Raw genomic sequence first — 20,657 nt, 5'->3', positions numbered from 1 at the left:
CGACGTCTCGCATAAATCCTGTGCCTTGGAAATAGATCAATGAGGGGCGACGATTATGGCACCGCCGCCCGATGAAATTGCTACCGGCGCGCGGATGCAGGCGGCTCCACGACCTTTCTGTAGAGATGCCATGTGGCATGGCCGAGGATCGGCATGACGACCGCCAGCCCGGCGAACAACGGTATAGAGCCTATAGCCAGTGCCACTGCCACGATCAGCCCCCAGGCAAGCATCGGCACCGGATTGGCCAGAACAGCGCGCGCGGATGTCCGCATTGCGCTGAGCGCGCCGACATCGCGGTCGACCAGAAGCGGAAAGGCGATGACGGTTGTCGTCAGCACGATGAAGGCGAACAGCAAGCCGATGGCGTTGCCGAATATGACCAGCATCCAGCCATGGCTCGTCGTCAGAACCTCCCTTATGAAATCAGCCAAGGATGCGTGCATGACAGAAGGAAACAACCGGTCGTAAAGCGACTGGGCAACGAGGAGCCAGGTTATGAACACCGCAAACAGGAAAACGCCGACGGCAATTATCGATGGAAGCGCTGGCGAATGGCGCACTTCCAGCGCGCGCTTCCAGGAGGTGTCCAGTCCGGCCTCGCGTCTGCGGCTTATTTCATAAAGGCCGAGGGCCGCCACCGGGCCGAGCAATGCAAAGCCCGACATCAAGGGAAAGAGCAGCGGAAACGCATTCGCGCCGGACGTCCATGAAGCGAGGAACACGCCGACGATTGGATAGATGATGCCCAGAAACAGGATGTGGGACGGCTTTGCTTTGAAATCGTCTATGCCTCGCCGCAACGCATCGAACACGTCCGAAACGCCGATCTTTCGCACTTCGGGGTCTATCAACACGCCTTCGGCGTTTGCCACAACATGAAAACCGGCCATCGTCATTCCTCCTCTGAAAGATGAGGTCGTCGCATTCGCGAAGACGGGGCCACCGCGAATGCAATTCGCGACCTGCTGTAAGAGATAATGATAGCGGAGCGGAGCTGCTTTGTCAGGTCAACTGCGCGCGAGGAGACGATTCAGGCAGGAGATTTTCCAGCCAGCATCGCTTTTTCGAACAGCGCCACGCGGTTGCGACCACGGTGCTTCGCTGCCTGGAGAGCGACTTCCACCTGATCCTCAATCGTCATTGAGGGGTTCTCGTCGTTGGGAACGATTGCCAGGCCAATACTGGCGGAGGTCGAAATCCTTTGACCCTCGACCTTGAAGGGTTCTTGGAAGGCATCGATCATGCGGTTCGCGACGGCTTCAAGCACCCCCGTATCGGCTGGTGTCGAGAAGAAAACCGCGAACTCGTCGCCGCCGATACGCACGGCGTAGTCGCTGCTGCGGATGGCCGCCTTGATGCGCCCGGCGGCCTGTTTCAAAACCGTGTCACCGACCGCATGGCCATATTTGTCGTTGATGTCCTTGAAGCGATCCATATCCAGATAGAGCGCGCCGACCGCTTCGCCGCGTGCAAGCGAACTCTCAACCGCCAAATCGATGATTTCAGCAAGGGCCGCACGATTGTAGAGGCCGGTGAGCGGGTCGGTCATGGCAGCCAGCCGCAGCATGGATTCTTCCTGCCGCAGCAAAACATTGGCGCGCTGGAGCTTCAAAAGACCCGATGCGATGATGGCGAATTTATCGAGTTGCGCGAAATGTTCTTCCTCGAGACGGCGCGGCTCGACATCGAGAATGCAAAGTGCCCCGACAACCAGACCCTTGTCCAGTTCGATCGGAACACCGGCGTAGAAACGGAACTCCGGACCGTCCACGACATCGGGAAGCGAAGCGAATTCCGTGCGCGCCTTGAGATCCGAGACGGTGAAACGCGCATTGGTGAAAACGATCTGATTGGCCAATGCCTGATCGCGGGAACTTGTGCGCAACGGAATTCCGTCGGTCGCCGCAACGCGCTGCCAATCCTCATCGACGATTGAGACGGCAGCGGTTGCGCATGAAAAGAGGCTCCGCACAAGCTGGCAGAGTGCCGCCAGTTCGGAAGTGCTCGAAATTTCGGAAGGCAGCAGATTCCGGATCGCCTGAAGGCGCTCGGTTTCATTGTGCGGTACAAGCCAGTTGCGCATCAATTATCGCATTTCGTTGCCTGATGACCTATGTATCAAAGTGCGCGGCAGCGTGGGCTAAAAAATGAATATAGTGTTAATTTTCGCCCTTAATAACCGCCAGCCACTTTAGCGCAACATGCGCGAAACAATCTGCGCCGTATAGTCCACCATCGGCACAATCCGCGCGTAATTTAATCTCGTTGGCCCAATAACGCCCAATGCGCCGATAACGCGGGCGTCCTTATCGCGATAGGGTGCCACGACGAGCGACGAGCCGGAAAGCGAAAAGAGCTTGTTTTCCGAGCCGATGAAGATGCGGACGCCTGACCCTTCCTCGGCAAGGTCAAGAAGCTGGATCAAACCGTCCTGCGTCTCCATATCGTCGAACAGGTGCCGCAAGAGGTCGATTTCCTCCTGCGCGGTCACGTTTTCCAGAAGATTTGCACGGCCTCTGACGATAAGGCGCGCGGGCGCGCCGCTTTCCGCCCCGGCCCAAACGGCCAGACCCTTTTCGACAAGCTCCTGCGAAATCGTATCGAGCGCGGCCTTCGTCTCTTCCTTCAGCCGTTCGATTTCGCTTTTCGCTTCGGTAAGCGTGCGCCCGCGTACATGCGCGTTCAGAAAATTCGAGGCTTCGTGAAGCTGCGAGGCGGTAATGCCGAGGGGCAGGTCGAGAACACGGTTTTCGACATCGCCATTTTGCGAAACGAGCACTGCAAGCGCGCGAGACGGCTCAAGCTGGATGAACTCTATATGCTTCAGCGAAACTTCGCTCTTCGCAGCCAGCACCAGCCCCGCGCCGCGCGACATGCCGGACAGGATTTGACTGGCCTCGGTCAGCATATGTTCAAGGCTTGCCGCACTGCCCGAAGCGCGCACCTGCGCCTCGATGCTGCGGCGCTCGTCGTCCGAAAGATCGCCCAGCTCCATGAAGGCATCGACGAAAAAGCGCAGGCCCTTTTGCGTCGGCAGCCGCCCGGCGGAAATATGCGGCGCATAGATGAGGCCCAGATGCTCCAGATCGCTCATCACATTGCGCACGGTCGCCGGCGAAAGAGACGACGGCATAAGTCTGGACAGGCTGCGCGAACCGACCGGCTCACCGTCCCTGAGATAGGAATCGATGATGCGACGGAAAATCTCGCGGGAACGCGTGTCCAGCGATTGCAGTGTGGGGTCCATAAAGGGCTTCGTCATCGGCGTGCACAACCTTTGAATGGAATATAGATGCAGCATTGCGGAACACAACCACACGCGTAAGCGATGGAGGTTTTCAGCTCAATAACAGGTTTTTCTTTGCGCGGGCGGGAGCATAGGTCTAAGAACCGCCGACGAATCCGAAAATTCTTGAGAAAGCGGTGAAAAATGCGGCCATCCAAACGCCAATTCGACGAAATGCGCGCAGTTTCCTTCGAACGCGGTGTTTCCAAACACGCGGAGGGCTCTTGCCTCGTCAAATTCGGCGATACGCATGTGCTGTGCACCGCCAGCCTTGAGGAAAAAGTCCCCGGCTGGATGCGCAACACTGGCAAGGGCTGGGTCACAGCGGAATACGGCATGCTGCCGCGCTCGACCGGCGATCGTATGCGCCGCGAGGCATCCGCCGGAAAGCAGGGCGGACGCACGCTGGAAATCCAGCGCCTGATCGGCCGCAGCCTGCGCGCCGTGGTCGATATGCAGGCGCTCGGCGAAGTGCAGATCACCGTCGATTGCGACGTGCTGCAGGCCGATGGCGGAACGCGCACCGCCGCAATCACCGGCGGCTGGGTGGCGCTGCATGAATGCCTGCGCTGGATGGAAGCGCGCCAGATGGTCAGCGTCTCGAAGGTGTTGAAGGACCATGTAGCGGCCATTTCCTGCGGCATTCACGACGGCAAGCCGGTGCTCGATCTCGATTATCTCGAAGATTCGTCCGCTGGCACAGACGCCAATTTCGTCATGACCGGCAAGGGCGGCATCGTCGAAATCCAGGGTACGGCAGAAGGCGTTCCCTTCTCCGAGGAGGAGTTCGCATCTTTGATGGCGCTGGCCAAGCAGGGCATTTCGCGCCTTGTCGGCCTGCAGCAGATGGCGGTGGCCTAACCACGAGACGTGCATCGGGTTGCAGATCGGCGATGCGGTCGCCATCTGCCCGATGTAGCCAATGGAGCCTTGCAGACCATGCAACCGACCGCAATTCTTGAGTCCGCGCTGTATGTCAGCGATCTCGACGCCGCAGAAGGCTTCTATGCGGATGTGCTCGGGCTCAAGCTGCTCGGCAAGGTCGATGGCAGGCATGTTTTCTTCAAGTGCGGCTCCAGCGTGCTTTTGCTCTTCAATGCCGAGGCGACGAAAGTGCCGCCAGCGGCAGACGCAAAACTTCCAGTGCCTCCGCACGGAACTGTCGGCGAGGGGCATCTCTGTTTTGCGGCTTCCGGCGACGAAATCGACCGCTGGAAGGCGCATCTTTCGGCAAAGGGCATAGAAATCGAATCGTCGTTCGAATGGCCGCAAGGTGGCCGTTCGATCTATTTTCGTGATCCTTCGGGCAATTCCATCGAATTTGCCGAACCACGCATTTGGGGTCTGTGATGCACGCACTTGATGAAAAGAAAATCGTCGTCGCCAGCCACAATGACGGCAAGCTGCGCGAGTTCGCGGATTTGCTGGGGCCTTTCGGCTTCGACGCGAAATCTGCGAAGGAGTTCGGTCTTCCCGAACCTGACGAAACCGGCACGACTTTCGAGGAAAATGCCTACATAAAAGCCTTGGCCGCAGCAAAAGCGACGGGATTGCCAGCGCTTTCCGACGATTCCGGTCTTTGCGTGGACTCGCTGCAAGGCGCGCCCGGCGTCTACACCGCCAATTGGGCTGAAACGGAGGAAGGCACGCGCGATTTCGGCATGGCCATGCAGCGCACCGAAGTCGCCTTGCATGAAGTCGGCGCGGTAACGCCGGAGCAGCGCAAGGGCCGCTTCGTGGCGGTCATCTGTCTCGCCTGGCCGGACGGTCACGCCGAATATTTCCGCGGCGAGGTTGAAGGCACGCTTGTCTGGCCGCCGCGCGGCGAAAAGGGCTTCGGCTACGATCCGGTGTTCCAGCCGGACGGTTACGAGAAGACCTTCGGCGAAATGCCTGCCGAAGAAAAGCATGGCTGGAAACCCGGCCAGGCCGAGGCGCTTTCGCACCGCGCCCGCGCCTTCCAGAAATTCGCCGTATCGCGTCTCGGAAACCCATGATCGACCGCGAACCGGGCTTCGGCGTCTACATCCACTGGCCGTTCTGTGCCGCCAAATGCCCTTACTGCGACTTCAATTCCCATGTCCGTCACCAGCCGGTCGATCAGGAGCGCTTTACACTCGCCTTCGTGGCCGAGTTGGAAACGATGCGCGCACGCACCGGGCCGCGACAGGTAACGAGCATATTTCTCGGCGGCGGCACACCATCGCTGATGAAGCCCGAAACAGTCGGCGCCGTACTCGATGCTGTCGCGAAAAACTGGACGATTGCTGATGGTGCCGAAATCACGCTGGAGGCGAACCCTTCATCTGTCGAGGCAGATCGTTTCCGCGGTTATCGCCATGCTGGCGTCAACCGCGTGTCGCTCGGCGTTCAGGCGCTGAACGAGAAGGATTTGCGTTTTCTCGGCCGCCTGCACAATGTGCCAGAAGCGCTGCACGCCATCGGACTTGCGCGCGAAATCTTCCCCCGCCTTTCCTTCGACCTGATCTATGCACGGCCCGGACAGACGGTTGAGGCATGGGAAGCCGAGCTTGAAGAGGCAATCGGCTACGCCGCCGATCACCTCTCGCTCTATCAATTGACCATCGAGGAAGGCACGCGCTTCCACACGCTTTATTCGGCAGGCAAATTCGAAATTCCCGATGGCGACGAGGCCGCCGAGCTTTATCGCGTGACCCAGGAAGTGACCGCCCGGCGCGGTCTGCCAGCCTATGAGATTTCAAACCACGCCCGCCCCGGCGCGGAGAGCCGGCACAATCTGGTCTATTGGCGCTACGGCGAATATGTCGGTGTCGGACCGGGAGCGCATGGCCGCTTTGTCGAGAATGGCAAACGCGTGGTGACGATTGCCGAAAAAATCCCTGAAAAATGGCTCGAACTGGTCGAGCAAAAAGGCCACGGCATCACCGGCGGAGAACTGCTCACACGTTCGGAAGAAGCCGACGAACTTTTGCTGATGGGGCTGCGGCTGGTCGAGGGCATCGACCTTGCACGCTATGAAGCGCTTGCCGGAAAGGGCCTGTCGTCCGCGCGCATGTCCATACTGCAAGGCGAAGGGTTAATCGAGCCGATCGGCAATTCAAGGCTGCGCGCAACACCGACGGGCATGATCGTTCTCGATGCCGTGGTTGCCGATCTCGCCCGATAGATTTAATTCAGCACAAAGATCGAGAGATTGAGCACCGCCGCGAAGGCCGCCCAGAGCAGATAGGGTGCAAAAAGCCATGCGGCGACCGGGTCGCGCTTGCGGCGGAGCATGATGAAAACCACGATTGCGATCAGCAATGCGCCAATAATCACCAGCGCCGGGCCGATCTGCTGCGCACCGAAAAACACCGGCGACCATAGAAAATTCAGCACGAGCTGCGTGATCCAGACCTTCATGGAAATGCCTTCGCTATTGGCATTCCATGTGCGCCATCCCGCTATTGCGATCAGCACATAGATGATCGACCAGACAGGCCCGAAAATCCAGTTCGGAGGATTGAAGGACGGTTTTTGAAGGCTGGCGTACCATTCTCCCGGAAGGGTCGCGAAGCCAACGATCAGCCCTCCGCCAAGCGTAATGGCGATGAAAACAAGCAGGGAAACATATTTCCGCATTACGCTTATGCTTCCATCATCGCTCCCGTAGCTTCAAATACCCTCCCGACCGTGACCATTAGCTGACACTTTCACAGCGAAGGTCAATGCCCGACTTCACATTAGGCTGAACGGCGTAGGGCGCAGAAGTAAAAGCCGTCCGTGCCGGTTCGCGCCGGCGACAGGGAAATTCCGAACTTATCGCCGAAATGCGCTGCATTTTCGTGGTTTGGGAACTGCCGGTTCCAAAGCGCCCGATGATCGACGCCTGAGAAACTCTCGTCGCGGGCTAGAAATGCCTCGACCTGCGCGCCATTCTCCGCTGCAAACACTGAACAGGTGACATAAGCCAGCACGCCGCCCGGCTTTACGAAACACGCGGCCGCATCGAGAATCGAAGACTGTTCACCTTTGCGGCTTTCGAGCTGGCGGTCGCTGAGGCGCCATTTCGCATCGGGACGCCTGCGCCACGTGCCACTGCCCGTACAGGGCGCGTCGACCAGCACGATGTCCATCTGGCCGCTAAGGCTCTCCAGTTCGGATGGCTTCGCGGCCACCTGAACGTTGCGGCTTTCGGAACGGCGAAGCCGGTCGAAAATCGGTGCCAGCCGCTGCTTTTCGGAATCATGGGCGAAAACCTGTCCGCGATTTTCCATCGCGGCGGACAGCGCCAGCGTCTTGCCGCCTGCGCCTGCGCAAAAATCCAGCACCTGCATTCCGGGGCCAGCCTCGGTGAGCGCTGCCGCGATTTGCGAGCCCTCGTCCTGCACCTCGAACCAGCCCTTCTGAAATGCCGGTTCAGCCTGCACATTGGGGTGGCGTCCGCTGCCGGAAATCGGAGGAATACGTATGCCATGACGCGCAATAAGGGTCGGCGCTGCTTCGGTGCCTTCGAGTTCGCCCAGAACGCGCAGGCGCTCGGCGCGCAGCGTATTGACGCGAAGATCGAGTGGCGGGCGGGCGGCAAGCGCCTGCCCTTCTTTCACCCAATCGTCGCCATAGCTTTCCTGAAGCAGAGGGGCGCACCAATCCGGGCAATCCGCACGCACCGCATCGGGCGCGTCTTCAAGCTTGTTGTTTTGCAATGCATCCAATTCTTGCGCCGACAAAGGTTCCGGCCCAAAGCGGTCGCCATCAAGTGCTGCGTTCAGCGCTTCCGCCGTCTCGCCCCATTCGATGAGCAGAGCACCAAAGCCCAGCGCGCGGGACGTCTCAGCGCCGAACAACCAGCTTGCCGAGCGTTTGCGGCGCAATGCGTCATAGACGATGTTGCCGATTGCGGCGCGGTCGCCTGCGCCTGCAAAGCGGTGCGAGAGGCCCCAATCCTTGAGTGCATCGGCAGCAGGGCGATGCCTGCGCTCGATATCGTCGAGTACTTCGATGGCTGCTGCCAGTCGTCCGCCTAGTCTCATGTCTGGAATTCCCGCTTCGGTTTGCCCGTTTGACCCGTAGCTAAAGCGATGCCGCGAAATGCACAAGCCGCGACGCTGCGATTTGCGAAAAACCGTTCTCATTTCACGGCTTAAACGAAAACGGGCGCGGATTTCTCCGCGCCCGTCCCATTAGCCGTGTAATCGGAAGCTTATTCGGCAGCTTCCTGCGGCGTGTTCGGCGTTACCGAAATGGCCGGACGCTCCGTACCATCCGCCTTTGCAAGTGCGCGGCGAACGCCATTGCCGTAATCCGGTCGGACCTGATCGAAATGCGCGAGCTGACGATCCTCGATGTTCTTCGGAATACCGCCCATCGCTGCTGCGATGTTCGAGAAAAGCCGTTCCTTCTGGCCCTCGTCGAACAGGTTGAACAGCGCGCGCGGCTGCGAATAATCGTCATTTCCGATGCGGTGATTGTAGCGATCCGCATCACCGTGAATGCGCAGCGGCGGTTCCTTCGCGGAAGGCTGCTCGACCGGACCGCCGAACGAATTCGGCTCGTAATAAGCATCCGGGTTGCCGGTCTTGATGCCGCCGAACGTGTTCATCTGGCCATCGCGATGATAGTGATGCACGTCGTTTTTCGGGCGGTTGACCGGGATCGTCTCATAATGCGTGCCGAGACGGTGACGATGCGCATCCGCATAGGAGAAGATGCGCGCCTGCAGCATCTTGTCCGGCGAAAAGCCGATGCCCGGAACGATGTTCGACGGCGAGAACGCTGCGTTTTCGATTTCCGCAAAATAGTTTTCGGGATTGCGGTTCAGTTCCATCACACCGATATCGATCGGCGGATATTCGCCATGCGGCCAGACCTTCGTCAGGTCGAACGGGTTGTAGGACGTCTTTTCCGCGTCGGTTTCAGGCATGATCTGCACCTGAACCTTCCACTTCGGGAATTCGCCGCGCTCAAGCGCGTTGTAGAGGTCTTCCTGCGTGGATTCGCGGGTCTTGCCGATGACCTTCTCGGCTTCGTCGTTCGTCCAATGCTTGTGGCCCTGAAGCGTCTTGAAGTGGAACTTCACCCAGTAGCGCTCACCGGCATCGTTCCAGAATGAATAGGTGTGCGAGCCGTAGCCATTGATGTGGCGAACGTCGGTCGGCAGGCCGCGATCCGACATCAGGATCGTCACCTGATGCAGGCTTTCAGGCGACAGCGACCAGAAATCCCACATTGCGGTGGGCGAGCGCATATTGGTCTTCGGGTGGCGCTTCTGCGTGTGGATGAAATCGGGAAACTTCACCGGATCGCGCACGAAAAAGACCGGCGTGTTGTTGCCGACCAGATCCCAATTGCCTTCCTCGGTGTAGAACTTGATCGCGAAGCCGCGCACGTCGCGCTCGGCGTCGGCTGCGCCCTGCTCGCCGGCAACGGTCGAGAAACGCAGGATAAGCGGCGTTTCCGCGCCTGGCTGCAACGCCTTCGCCTTGGTGTATTTCGAAATGTCGCCGGTGATCTTCAGCGTGCCATGCGCGCCCCAGCCCTTGGCGTGAACCGGGCGTTCAGGAATGCGCTCACGGTTCTGGTGAGCCAGCTTTTCGATCAACTGGTAATCCTGAAGCAGGATCGGGCCGCGTTCGCCAGCCGTAATCGAGTTCTGGTTGTCCGAAACCGGCGCACCTGCGCTTGTCGTCAATGGGGGTTTGTTCGTCATGGCTTTCGCCTCCCTGATGCTTTGGGTTTTGCCGACTGAAATCCGTCAAACCGCGCTTGGCATAACCCTCACAGTTTGGGCCGCACAGTTTGGAATTATTCCAGACTAGGCCACTGTACCCATAAACTCAAATTGCCTTTTCTATTTTTATCGATAAGATTTACTTATGATAAAAATGACCATTCGCCAGATGCAATATTTCGATGCGCTGGCCCAGACTTTGCATTTCGGGCGCGCGGCGCAACTCGTCGGCGTGACTCAACCTGCGCTCTCATCGCAGATACTGGAACTGGAAGAACGGCTCAGCTGCCGCCTGTTCGACCGTTCGGGCAAGATGGTGCGCCTGACCGATGAGGCCATCGCGCTTCAACCACGCATCGAGCGCATATTGTCCGAAATTCGCGAGGTGGAATCGATCGCAAGGCAGGGCCGCCCGACAATGGAGGGCCGGTTCCGACTTGGCATCATCCCGACCATCGCGCCTTATCTTCTGCCGCATATATTGCCGGAAATCAGGCAGCGCTTTCCCGGTCTGCAACTGGAACTGCGCGAGGCAGTCACCGAAACCCTTGCTGCCGAAACGGCGGCGGGCCGCATCGACGGGTTCGTCGCCGCACTGCCGCTCGACTATCCGGGCCTTGCGAAAGAAGAGCTTTTCATCGACCGCTTCTTCCTCGCCGTTCCGGCCAACGACCCAAGCTTCGTCGCGCCGCCGGTGCCGCCCGAAAGCCCGGCGCTCGAACGCCTGATGCTTCTGGAAGAAGGCCACTGCATGCGCGATCAGGCACTGGCGATCTGCGGCAGCGTCAAGCCCGTCGCCATGGCCAGCTATGGCGCGACCAGCCTGACGACGCTCTTGCAGATGGTCGCGCACGGCCTGGGCGTAACGCTCATCCCCGAAATGGCCGCCGGGCCGGAAGGCGACATGCGTGATTTGAAAATCGTGCCGTTCACCGAGCCGGTTCCCGCCCGCACCGTCTGTTTCGCCTGGCGCAGGAATGGTTCACGGCATGAGGAATGCGTGGAACTGGCGGAGATTGTTCGCGGGATGAGAGAGGCGTTTTTGATGCGGAAGGTGGCTTGAAGGTGCATGCTTCGACAAGCTCAGCATGAGGGAGTGGGGCTTGGCGCGTCCTTCGAGGCGCGTTTTGCCTCTCACCTAGAGGCCTTCATTTTAGATGGAAGCGCTGGCGGGACAGCGCCCCCCTCTGTCCTGCCGGACATCTCCCCCACAGGTGGGGAGATTACCGCATCATGAAAGTGCGGTACCAATTGCCGACGTTGCAGAACGAAGGCGGAGCGTTGTGTCAGCCAATCTCCCCACCCGTGGGGGAGATGTCCGGCAGGACAGAGGGGGGCGCCTCACGATTCCATCAAAGCAGGAACCGCTCTAAACCGACAAACTCGTAGACACCGCTTCCGTAATCGCACGCAATGTCTGCTCATCATCCACACTGCGCTGCTTCTTCGACGCGGCAAGGCACGCTTGCGAACACAAAATCACACCATCCGATAAAATCTTCAGATGATTTGCGCGCAGCGTCGAGCCAGTCGAGGTTATGTCCACGACGACATCGGCTGAACCGGCGGCGGGCGCACCCTCGGTGGCGCCGAGACTCTCGACGATCCGGTACACCTGAATGCCGTGCTTTTGCGAAAAGAACTGCTGCGTCAACCGCCAGTATTTGGTGGCGATGCGCAGGCGACGGCCGTGACGCTGGCGAAAATCCGCGGCGACATCGTCGAGATCGGCCATGGTTTCCACATCAAGCCAGACATCGGGAACGGCAACCACGACATCCGCATGCCCAAAGCCGAGCCGCGCCGCGATTTCGACCTTCGCGCTCCAATCGGCGAGGTTTTCGCGAAGCAGATCCTCTCCGGTGATACCAAGGTCGATCTTGCCCTGCCCCAGCTCGCCAGCGATTTCGGAGGCCGACAGAAATGCGATTTCGATATCGCTGCGCCCCTCGACGCTCGCGCGATAACGGCGATCATCGTCCGGCAGCGAGATGACAAAACCGGCCTTCGCCAGAATGTCGAGCGACTGTTCTTTCAGCCTTCCCTTGGAAGGCATTGCGAGCGTGATGGTCATTTGCCGCCTTCCCGCAATTGTTCGATCCGGTCGAGCCATACCGAAAAGCCGACGCCGGGGATCGGGTCTTTCGCACCGAGCAGCGTCAGAAGCCGGTCGTAGCGCCCGCCGCCCGCCAGCGGCCTTTCGCCATCCGGCTCCGCAATTTCGAAAACCAGACCGGTGTAATAATCCAACGGTCGCCCGAAGCCTGCATCGTAGCGCACCGTGTCCACGGGAAGCCCGTGGCGCGCAATCGCTGCCGCGCGGGCTGCGAAATTCTCCAACGCCGCGCCCAGCGAAAGCCCTGCATTTTTTGCAAATTCGGTCAGCGCTTGTGCTGCATTTTCCAGCGGAACGTTTATCGCGAGGAAGTTTTCCAGCGAGTCGAAAGCGGTTTTCGACAAATGCACGCTGCGCAATTCGGCTTTTTCGATCAGACGCCGTGCAATGTCGATCGGCGTGCGCCCGGCGGAAGGCGAAATGCCCGCGCGCTCCATGCCCGCCGCGATATGGGCCGCCAGCCTGTCATGGTCGCCATCTGCCACCAGCGATGCAGCAGGTTCGCCAAGCGCATCCGTGCGCGACGGGTTGGCCAGATCGGAAAGGGCGGAGGCCAGAAGATCCGATGAACCAAACGCGCGGGCAAGGCGCATGCGCCATCCACGCGGCAGGCCGAGCGCGGCGAGAACCGCTTCGAACAGCGCCTGATCGCCGAGCGTTACACGCAATTCGCGCTCAGGCAGCGTCAGTTGCAGCAATGCGTGTGCATCGGCCACCGAGCGCGCATCGGCCTCGGCCTTGTTCGTGTCGCCAAGGTCTTCGACGCCAGCCTGAAAAAACTCATTGCCGCCCTCGCGGCGCTGGCGAAACACCTCACCCAGATAGGAATAGCGGCGCGGCGTTCCGGACTGGCTGGCGATGTGATCGAGGCAGACCGGAATGGTGAATTCCGGGCGCAGGCACAGCGTCTCACCGGTTTCGTTCTCGGTCAGGAAAATGCGACGACGCAAATCTTCGCCTGCCATGTCGAGAAATGGATCGGCAGGCTGGATGACGGCGACATCGACCGGATCCGCCCCGCGCGCGGCGAAGAGGGTGAGGATGTCCGGGGCGATGGAGGGGTAGCGGGCGTTCATGAGCAATACTCAATACGCTTTGAGGTGAGCGCTCTACGTTGCCCCCCTCTGTCCTGCCGGACATCTCCCCCACAGGTGGGGAGATTGGATTTCATTTCTGATTTCGCCAATCCTGAACGCTGCAAGTTTTGCGGATTCGTTTGAACTGCCAATCTCCCCACCTGTGGGGGGTGAGGAGTGGTCCGCGCAGCGGACGAAAAGCCAACGATTTGGCTTTTCGAACGACGAACGCCCGGAGCCACAGCGGAGGGCAGGGTCCGGCAAGCCAGAGGGGGGCACGAAGGAACGACACGCTTATTGCGCACGCGCCCTGTCCTTCTGCTGCGCGTCCAGAATCTTGCGCACTTCGGCGACCAGATCGGTCTCCTTCGCCGTCACCTGCGCGGGGCGGCCTTCGCGCCATTCGGCGTTGTCGGTGATTTCTTCGGAGAGGCGCTTGCCTTCGATCAGATCCTTGATCTGCACTTCGCCATTGGCACGCTCGTCGCCGCCCTGAATGACCACGCATGGGCTGCCGCGACGGTCGGCATATTTCATCTGCGCTTTCATGCCAGCGCCGCCGAGATACATTTCGGCGCGGATTTTTGCCGCGCGAAGCTCCGCGACCATCTTCTGATAACGGCCGAGGCTTTCCGTGTCACGGTCCATGACAAGCACGACGACAGGCGCAATGACGTCGGACGTATCGAGCTTGCCGAGGTTTTTCAGCGCCGTCATCAAACGTGAAACGCCGATGGAAAAGCCCGTCGCCGGAACCGGCTCGCCGCGAAAGCGCGAAACCAGACCGTCATAACGCCCGCCACCGCCGACTGAACCGAAGCGCACGATCTGGCCATCGTCGTTGGGAATTTCGGCTAGAAGTTCTGCTTCGTAGACCGGGCCAGTGTAGTATTCGAGGCCGCGCACAACGGAGGGGTCTATGCGGATGCGGTCGGGGCCATATCCGGCAGAGCTAACAAGCTGCGCTATCGCCTTGAGTTCCTGCGCTCCCTCCAACGCGGTTGGACTGTGGGAAAGACGCTCAGCAATTCTGGTAGCAATAGCGATATTGTCGTCAACACCTTCGATTGTCGCTTGGCCAAAGTGAATGACTGTTCCGTCCGGCCCAACGTGCGGCTCGGCGTCTGTGTCGTATTCGACAATCCTAAAAGTGTCGGTTTTCAATTCCAAGAAACTCTCGAAGATGAAATCGATGTTTTCCTCATCCAGCCCAGCGCCCTTCGTGAAGTCGCCTTCGCCTTCCTTGCCGCCATCCCAGCGGCCCTTGCCGAGCAAAAGCCGCACACCTTCCGGACCAAACTTGTCCAGCTTGTCGATAGCGCGCAAAACAGTCAGGCGGCGTCCGGCATTCTCGTCGCCGCCGAGGCCAATTGCTTCCAGCACGCCGTCCAGCACCTTGCGGTTGTTGACGCGGATGACGTAGTCGCCGCGCTTGATGCCGAGCTTTTCCATGACATCGGCCATCATCATCGCCATTTCGGCGTCGGCGGTGACGCCCGGCGTGCCGACCGTATCGGCATCGAACTGCATGAACTGGCGGAAGCGGCCCGGACCGGGCTTTTCGTTGCGGAACACCCAGCCGGAGCGGTAGCTGCGATAGGGCTTCGGCAGACGCTCATAATTTTCGGCGACGAAACGCGCCATCGGCGCGGTCAGATCGTAGCGCAGTGAAAGCCACTGCTCGTCATCGTCCTGAAAGGAAAAAACGCCTTCGTTCGGACGGTCCTGATCGGGCAGGAATTTGCCGAGCGCATCCGTATATTCGATCATCGGCTGATCGACGGGCTCGAAACCGTAAAGCTCATAGACCTCGCGGATTGCAGCCGTCATTTTCTCGACGGCGCGAATGTCTTCCGCGCTGCGGTCGACAAAGCCACGCGGGAGCCTTGCCTTGGTCTTTTCTGATTTGTCGGCCATGTCGTAGTCCAATTCAATGATTGTCGTTGCCGACAGATGGTCGGCGGACGCGCGTGTCCTAACTTATGCGGCACAGGGCGGCAAGGGTTTGGGCGCCTTTGGAATCATGCAGGCCGCCTGAAAGCCGCCCGCTCCTTCTCGATCTCCGTCCGGCAGACGCAGCCCTCGATATGATCATTGACCAGACCCATCGCCTGCATGAAGGCATAGACGGTCGTCGGCCCGACAAAACTCCAGCCACGCTTTTTCAATTCCTTCGAAATGCGCGTCGAAACCGGCGTGGTCGGATTGGCAACCAGCGTCTTGTGATCGACGATTGCCGGGCGCTCGTCCTTGTCGGGTTCGAACTGCCAGAACCACGCGGCAAGCGAGCCTGCCTCCTCGACCATTTCGATGGCGCGGTTTGCATTGTTGATGGTCGAGACGATCTTGCCGCGATGGCGCACGATGCCTGTATTGCCGAGCAGACGTTCGATGTCCTTGTCATCATAAAGCGCCACGCGGCGGAACTCGAAATTGTCGAAAGCGGCGCGGAAATTCTCGCGTTTGCGCAAAATGGTCAGCCAGGAAAGACCTGACTGGAAACCTTCGAGGCAGATTTTCTCGAAAAGCCGCCGGTCATCGGCAACCGGGCGACCCCATTCGTGGTCGTGATACTGCCTATAGTCCGGCAGACTACCGTGCCACGCGCAGCGCACCACGCCATCGTCACCCTCGACCAGACCAGCCTTCAGATCGCTCATTTTCATCCCGTTTCGTCAATTTTACCGAGCGTTTACCAGATTTCTGAACCAGCCGGTAACCACGCCGGAAACTTTCCTGACAATCTCGCATTTTAATGAAGGGCGTTCACATTTCAGTGGCAGGCAGGCGCACAAGATCTGTGTGGAATTCAGGCAATCATGACGAAGCAGAGAGTGCGTCCATGAAGTTTTCGCTATTTCTGACAGTGGCAGCAGGGGTGCTGGCGGCTGTTCCCGCGCAGGCACGCGACCGATATGCAGAGCGTCCGCCCGTTGTGGTGAGCCCCGATCTGGCGGCCCCATGGGTGATGCAGCTTGGCAATACGCCGGGACGCCAATTGCCAAGGCAACAGGCAATTCCGGTTGGCGTTCAGGTTCAGCCCTATGCGGCCGCGCCGCGCTTCGAGGAGCGCTATGCACCGTCGAGCGATCCGCAGATGACGGCGGCAGTCGCTGCGCCTTCCAAGCGCGACATCGCCCCGCAAATGAACCCGATGTATCTGCCGCAGCAGGTTGCCTATGACGGCCCACATGCGCCCGGCACGATCATCATCGATACGCGCGAAAATTTCCTCTACCTCGTAGAGGGTAACGGGCAGGCGCGCCGCTATGGCGTCGGCACCGGTAAGCCCGGCTTCGAATGGGCAGGCGAACACAAGGTAACGCAGAAGCGCGAATGGCCGGATTGGCGTCCGCCTGCCGAAATGATTGCGCGCGAACGCGCCAAGGGCCGGAACCTTCCGGTGCATATGGCCGGCGGACCGGAAAACCCGCTCGGCGCGCGTGCGCTCTATCTCGGCTCGACGCTCTACCGCATCCACGGCACGAACCAGCCACAGACGATCGGCGGTGCCGTGTCTTCCGGTTGCATCCGCATGCGCAACGAAGACGTCATCGAACTTTACGAGCGCATTCCTGTCGGCACGAAGGTCGTGGTGATGTAGACTACGCGAATCAGGGGACGGGCCGGTTCTGAGGGGATCCGGACCGACTGAGAAAGGGCGGCACAGGCGACTGTGCTGCCCTTTTCTTTTCCACCGATATTCACAACCCCTGTTTGCAATCCGATTTCCGCGCGGCAATATGGATATGCAAGACCTTGGGAGGGGTTATGGACAGCATCGTCACCGTTTTTCTGCCGCTGGCGCTCGCCATCATCATGTTTTCGCTGGGTCTTGGCCTGACGGTCGATGATTTCCGGCGCATCGTCAAAGAGCCGAAAGCATTCGGCATAGGGGCGGTGGCGCAACTGGTGCTTATTCCGGTGATTGCCTACATCCTCGCAATCCTGTTCCGGCTGCCGCCCGAACTGGCGGTCGGGTTGATGATCCTTTCCTTCTGCCCAGGCGGGGTCACGGCGAATATTCTGACCAAGCTTGCAAAGGGCGAAGTAGCACTTTCGATCTCACTGACCGGCGTGATCAGCCTCGTCGCCGTCTTCACCGTGCCGATACTGGTGAAGCTTTCCACAGATCATTTTCTTGGGCTGAATGCGCCATCGGTCAATGTGACGGCGCTCGGCCTGTCGATGTTTTTGATAACGACCGTGCCTGCCGCACTCGGCATCGGCTTGCGGCATTTTTCGGAAAGTCTTGCCGTAAGGCTCGAGAGTATCGTCTCGAAACTGTCCGTCATTCTGTTCATTGTCGTGGTTGCGGGCGCACTGGCTTCGAACTGGTCGCTGTTCATGGCCAATATGAGCGTGCTTGGCCCTAGCCTTGTGGTGCTGAACCTGTTGCTGCTGGCAATCGGACTTGGCCTGTCGCGCATGTTCGGGCTTCGCGAAACGCAGGCGACCGCTATCTCCATCGAAACCGGCATCCAGAATGCAACGCTCGGTATCACGGTCGGCACGCTGATTGCCGAACAGGCAAGCGGCCTGCCGCCATTCAGCCTGCCATCGGGCGTCTACGGCATAACCATGTATCTGGTCAGCATACCGTTTATGTTGTGGCGCAGGCGAACGGCGCAGAATAATCGCTGGTAGTATAGGCTGGTTAAAGCGGTTCCTCTTTTGATGGATTTACGAGGCGCCCCCCTCTGTCCTGCCAGCGTTTTTATCTAAGAATGAACCGCTCTAATCAGCGCTTCCGGCTTCGACCCGCCATAGGCCCAGTCCAGCAACTTCACGGTGTGGACGATGGGCATGCCCGCTGCCTCGCCGATCTGCGTGATGCAGCCAATATTGCCCGTCGCGACGACATCGGCGCCGGTTGCCGCGATGTTCTTGACCTTGCGGTCGCGCAGCCGCGCCGAAATTTCAGGCTGCATGATGTTGTAGGTTCCCGCCGAACCGCAGCACAGATGCCCCTCGCGCGGCTCCTTGACGACAAAACCTGCGCGGGCCAGCAAATCCTTGGGCTGACGGATGATCTTCTGGCCATGCTGCATGGAACAGGCCGAGTGATAGGCAACCGTCAAACCGGTCTGCACGGAAGGCTCGGGTAGTTCGATGGATGCCAGATATTCGGTGATGTCCTTGGCGAGCGCCGAGACACGCGCCGCCTTCTCGGCATAGGCCGGATCGAGCCGCAGCATGAAGCCGTAATCCTTGATCGTCGTTCCGCAGCCGGACGCGGTGATGATGATTGCATCCAGACCGCCCTTTTCGATCTGCCTGGTCCACGCATCGACATTTTGCCGGGCAGACGCCAGCGCCTGCTCTTCGCGGCCCATATGGTGAACCAGCGCGCCGCAGCAGCCCTCGCCTTCCGGCACGACGACTTCGATGCCGAGGCGATTGAGCAGGGAGGTGGTAGTGCCATTGGTCTGCGGATCGAGAACCGATTGCGCGCAGCCGGTGAGGATCGCGACACGGCCGCGGGTGGTGCCTTCGGCTTTGTTCGGCGTTGCCGGGACCGCTGGCACCGCTTGAGGCGCGAGCCTCAGCATTGCCGCCAGCGGGCGCAGCGGCGCGACGGAATCGAACAGGCCAGCAAACGGCTTGCCGAGCTTCGCCAGCTTCAGTGCCATCCGAAACCGCGACGGATAGGGCAGCACGGCGGCAAGCAGCGCGCGGATCGCCCTATTCGGCAAAGGCCGCTTGTAGGTCTTCTCGATATGCACGCGCGCATGATCGACCAGATGCATGTAGTTCACCCCGGAAGGGCATGTCGTCATGCAGGCAAGGCAGGACAGGCAGCGATCGATATGGGTGACGATCTGCTTGTCGGCAGGCCTGTCATTTTCCAGCATGTCCTTGATCAGATAGATGCGCCCGCGCGGGCTATCCAGCTCATTGCCGAGCGTCACATAGGTCGGGCATGTGGCCGTGCAGAAACCGCAATGCACGCACTTGCGCAGTATCTTTTCCGATTCCTCGACATGCGGGTCGGCCAGTTGTTCGGGCGTGAAGGAGGTTTGCATCTGATTACACCGACGCCTTTTCCGGCAGTTGCGACGCATGCAGCCGGCCGGGATTGAATAGATGTTTCGGGTCGAACTCAGTCTTCAGCCTTGCCGACAGGGCTGCAAGGGCCGCCGGTTGCGGCTCGAAAACCGGGATCGATGCGCGCAGCGACGGGTTGGCGCGGATCAGCATTGCGTGCCCTCCACCGAGTTGGCGGATGAGCCCGCGAACCATGTCGGCTTCCGGGTCTTCCTGCATGCGCAGCCAGACGAGCCCGCCCTGCCAATCATAAAAAGCCTCGGCGGCAGCCTGCATGCGCAAAGCCATGACGAGGTGATGCCCCGCATCCGGCGCCATGGAGATGCGCCAGACCGGGCGCTCGCTTTCGTCGGCAAACGGGATGCAGTCGCGGATGTCGGCCCAAAGCGTTTGTGAGGCGGTCTGATCGAGCGTGTCGATCTCGCCTGCGTTTTTCAGCAAGTCTTTCAGATGGGCGATCCGGTAGGTGACGGACGGGCCGAAACCCTCGACGCGCAGCAATGTGGCTGGCTCAGAACCCAGCATGCCGTTCGCCACCTTGTCGGCAATCGTTTCCGGCAGATGAGCGGCACTCGACACTTCAGCATTGGAGCCAAGTGCCAGCGCCATGGCCGCAACTGCCGCATCGTCGAGCAGGCCGCGTATGACCAGCGTCGTTTCGGTTTCGGCGGCGGGCAGAACCTTGAAGGTTACATCCGTCAGAACGGCGAGTGTGCCCCATGATCCCGCAAGCACTTTTGATAGATCGTAACCAGTAACATTCTTGACGACGCGCCCGCCGGATTTGAACGCCTCGGCGCGCCCGGACACGGCATTGATGCCAAGAATGTGGTCGCGCGCAGCACCAGCCTTCAAACGGCGCGGGCCTGAAACATTGCCTGCCAGAACGCCGCCGATCGTGCCTTTTCCGCGTTTTTCGCCGAAAAGAGGGCCGTGATGCATGGGTTCAAATGCGAATTGCTGACCGTTTTCAGCCAGCAAGGCTTCGATTTCGGCAATCGGCGTGCCTGCACGAGCCGAGAGAACAAGCTCTTCCGGCTCATAAAGCGTGACGCCGGAAAGCTTCGACAGATCGAGCGTATGCTCCGCCTGCGCCGGACGGCCTATCCCGCGCCGCGAGCCATGGCCGAGGATTTCCAGAGGCGATTCGTTGGCAAGCGCCCATTCGACGGCGGAAAGGGTCTCGGCGGGGGTTGTGGGGGTGAAGGTGGTCATGGGCGGACAACGCTGGTCGCGGATATGCCGCGTTCCTTCGCGCCCCCCTCTGTCCTGCCGGACATCTCCCCCACAGGTGGGGAGATCGGATGGTTGCCCAACTTTCGCCAATCGGGAACGTTGCCAGATATACGAGATAATGAAACAGCCAATCTCCCCACCTGTGGGGGAGATGTCCGGCAGGACAGAGGGGGGCAACGTAGAGCATCAGCTTGCATCATT

The 20,657-nt window shown here is 59.8% G+C and carries 19 protein-coding genes; 7 read left to right on the top strand and 12 right to left on the bottom strand.

Features of this window, described 5'->3' with window-relative positions:
* Positions 1–80 precede the first annotated feature (80 nt).
* From ABFT80_RS19165 to hrcA, 3 genes are all read right to left on the bottom strand, one after another.
* Entirely contained in the window at positions 81–893 is an 813-nt protein-coding gene (locus tag ABFT80_RS19165) for a DUF2189 domain-containing protein (protein WP_347973535.1), read from the bottom strand.
* 140 nt (positions 894–1,033) lie between these two features.
* On the bottom strand, positions 1,034–2,086 hold the full coding sequence (locus ABFT80_RS19160; protein ID WP_347973534.1) for a sensor domain-containing diguanylate cyclase: 1,053 nt from the start codon (positions 2,084–2,086) through the stop codon (positions 1,034–1,036).
* Between the two features lie 108 nt (positions 2,087–2,194).
* Positions 2,195–3,265, bottom strand: coding sequence for a heat-inducible transcriptional repressor HrcA (gene hrcA, locus ABFT80_RS19155; protein ID WP_347973533.1), 1,071 nt, complete (start codon positions 3,263–3,265; stop codon positions 2,195–2,197).
* Positions 3,266–3,433: 168 nt separating this feature from the next.
* Here hrcA and rph point away from each other — a divergent pair, with 168 nt between their 5' ends.
* The 4 genes from rph (at position 3,434) to hemW (ending at position 6,437) form a co-directional block, all read left to right on the top strand.
* Positions 3,434–4,150 carry a ribonuclease PH gene (gene rph / locus ABFT80_RS19150; RefSeq protein WP_347973532.1) on the top strand — a complete coding sequence of 239 codons (717 nt, stop codon included), beginning with the start codon at positions 3,434–3,436 and terminating at the stop codon, positions 4,148–4,150.
* A gap of 78 nt (positions 4,151–4,228) precedes the next feature.
* Positions 4,229–4,639: a VOC family protein gene (locus ABFT80_RS19145; RefSeq protein WP_347973531.1), complete on the top strand. Its 411-nt coding sequence runs from the start codon at positions 4,229–4,231 to the stop codon at positions 4,637–4,639.
* Positions 4,639–5,286 carry an RdgB/HAM1 family non-canonical purine NTP pyrophosphatase gene (gene rdgB, locus ABFT80_RS19140; RefSeq protein ID WP_347973530.1) on the top strand — a complete coding sequence of 216 codons (648 nt, stop codon included), beginning with the start codon at positions 4,639–4,641 and terminating at the stop codon, positions 5,284–5,286. The genes ABFT80_RS19145 and rdgB overlap by 1 nt, the downstream gene beginning before the upstream one ends.
* Entirely contained in the window at positions 5,283–6,437 is a 1,155-nt protein-coding gene (hemW, locus tag ABFT80_RS19135; protein ID WP_347973529.1) for a radical SAM family heme chaperone HemW, read from the top strand. Before rdgB ends, hemW begins: the two co-directional genes overlap by 4 nt.
* 2 nt (positions 6,438–6,439) lie before the next feature.
* Here the strand turns inward: hemW and ABFT80_RS19130 are convergent, their stop codons facing one another.
* The 3 genes from ABFT80_RS19130 to katA all read right to left on the bottom strand — a co-directional run bounded on the left by ABFT80_RS19130 (position 6,440) and on the right by katA (position 9,959).
* A complete protein-coding gene (locus ABFT80_RS19130) occupies positions 6,440–6,892 on the bottom strand; it encodes a TspO/MBR family protein (RefSeq protein WP_347973528.1) in 453 nt (150 codons plus the stop codon).
* Between the two features lie 101 nt (positions 6,893–6,993).
* Complete coding sequence (locus ABFT80_RS19125) at positions 6,994–8,283, bottom strand: RsmB/NOP family class I SAM-dependent RNA methyltransferase (protein ID WP_347973527.1); 1,290 nt, start codon at positions 8,281–8,283, stop codon at positions 6,994–6,996.
* A gap of 170 nt (positions 8,284–8,453) precedes the next feature.
* Entirely contained in the window at positions 8,454–9,959 is a 1,506-nt protein-coding gene (gene katA, locus ABFT80_RS19120) for a catalase KatA (RefSeq protein ID WP_347973526.1), read from the bottom strand.
* A gap of 166 nt (positions 9,960–10,125) precedes the next feature.
* Between katA and ABFT80_RS19115 the strand changes: the two genes are divergently transcribed.
* The gene (locus ABFT80_RS19115) at positions 10,126–11,043 is read left to right on the top strand and encodes a hydrogen peroxide-inducible genes activator (protein WP_347973525.1); all 918 of its coding nucleotides are present in this window, start codon (positions 10,126–10,128) and stop codon (positions 11,041–11,043) included.
* A 306-nt stretch (positions 11,044–11,349) separates the two neighbouring features.
* Here ABFT80_RS19115 and hisG read toward each other — a convergent pair whose 3' ends face one another.
* The 4 genes from hisG to ABFT80_RS19095 all read right to left on the bottom strand — a co-directional run bounded on the left by hisG (position 11,350) and on the right by ABFT80_RS19095 (position 15,832).
* Positions 11,350–12,054: an ATP phosphoribosyltransferase gene (gene hisG / locus ABFT80_RS19110; protein ID WP_347973524.1), complete on the bottom strand. Its 705-nt coding sequence runs from the start codon at positions 12,052–12,054 to the stop codon at positions 11,350–11,352.
* Positions 12,051–13,172, bottom strand: a complete 1,122-nt coding sequence (locus tag ABFT80_RS19105) for an ATP phosphoribosyltransferase regulatory subunit (RefSeq protein ID WP_347973523.1) — start codon at positions 13,170–13,172, stop codon at positions 12,051–12,053. The genes hisG and ABFT80_RS19105 overlap by 4 nt, the downstream gene beginning before the upstream one ends.
* 294 nt (positions 13,173–13,466) lie before the next feature.
* The gene (gene hisS, locus ABFT80_RS19100; RefSeq protein ID WP_347973522.1) at positions 13,467–15,089 is read right to left on the bottom strand and encodes a histidine--tRNA ligase; all 1,623 of its coding nucleotides are present in this window, start codon (positions 15,087–15,089) and stop codon (positions 13,467–13,469) included.
* A gap of 104 nt (positions 15,090–15,193) precedes the next feature.
* Positions 15,194–15,832, bottom strand: a complete 639-nt coding sequence (locus ABFT80_RS19095) for a DNA-3-methyladenine glycosylase I (RefSeq protein WP_347973521.1) — start codon at positions 15,830–15,832, stop codon at positions 15,194–15,196.
* Positions 15,833–16,014: 182 nt separating this feature from the next.
* Here ABFT80_RS19095 and ABFT80_RS19090 point away from each other — a divergent pair, with 182 nt between their 5' ends.
* Both ABFT80_RS19090 and ABFT80_RS19085 read left to right on the top strand, forming a co-directional pair.
* Positions 16,015–16,776 (top strand): L,D-transpeptidase, encoded by a 762-nt coding sequence (locus tag ABFT80_RS19090; protein ID WP_347973520.1) that lies wholly within the window; start codon positions 16,015–16,017, stop codon positions 16,774–16,776.
* A gap of 167 nt (positions 16,777–16,943) precedes the next feature.
* Complete coding sequence (locus ABFT80_RS19085) at positions 16,944–17,819, top strand: bile acid:sodium symporter family protein (RefSeq protein WP_347973519.1); 876 nt, start codon at positions 16,944–16,946, stop codon at positions 17,817–17,819.
* A gap of 74 nt (positions 17,820–17,893) precedes the next feature.
* Here the strand turns inward: ABFT80_RS19085 and glcF are convergent, their stop codons facing one another.
* Entirely contained in the window at positions 17,894–19,198 is a 1,305-nt protein-coding gene (gene glcF, locus ABFT80_RS19080) for a glycolate oxidase subunit GlcF (protein ID WP_347973518.1), read from the bottom strand.
* Between the two features lie 4 nt (positions 19,199–19,202).
* Entirely contained in the window at positions 19,203–20,435 is a 1,233-nt protein-coding gene (locus ABFT80_RS19075; protein ID WP_347973517.1) for an FAD-binding protein, read from the bottom strand.
* Positions 20,436–20,657: the final 222 nt, after the last annotated feature.

This window comes from Foliimonas ilicis (assembly GCF_039939195.1).
In the GTDB taxonomy this organism is placed as follows: Bacteria; Pseudomonadota; Alphaproteobacteria; order Rhizobiales; family Rhizobiaceae; genus Foliimonas; species Foliimonas ilicis.
This window is presented reverse-complemented; position numbering and strand designations above follow the sequence as displayed.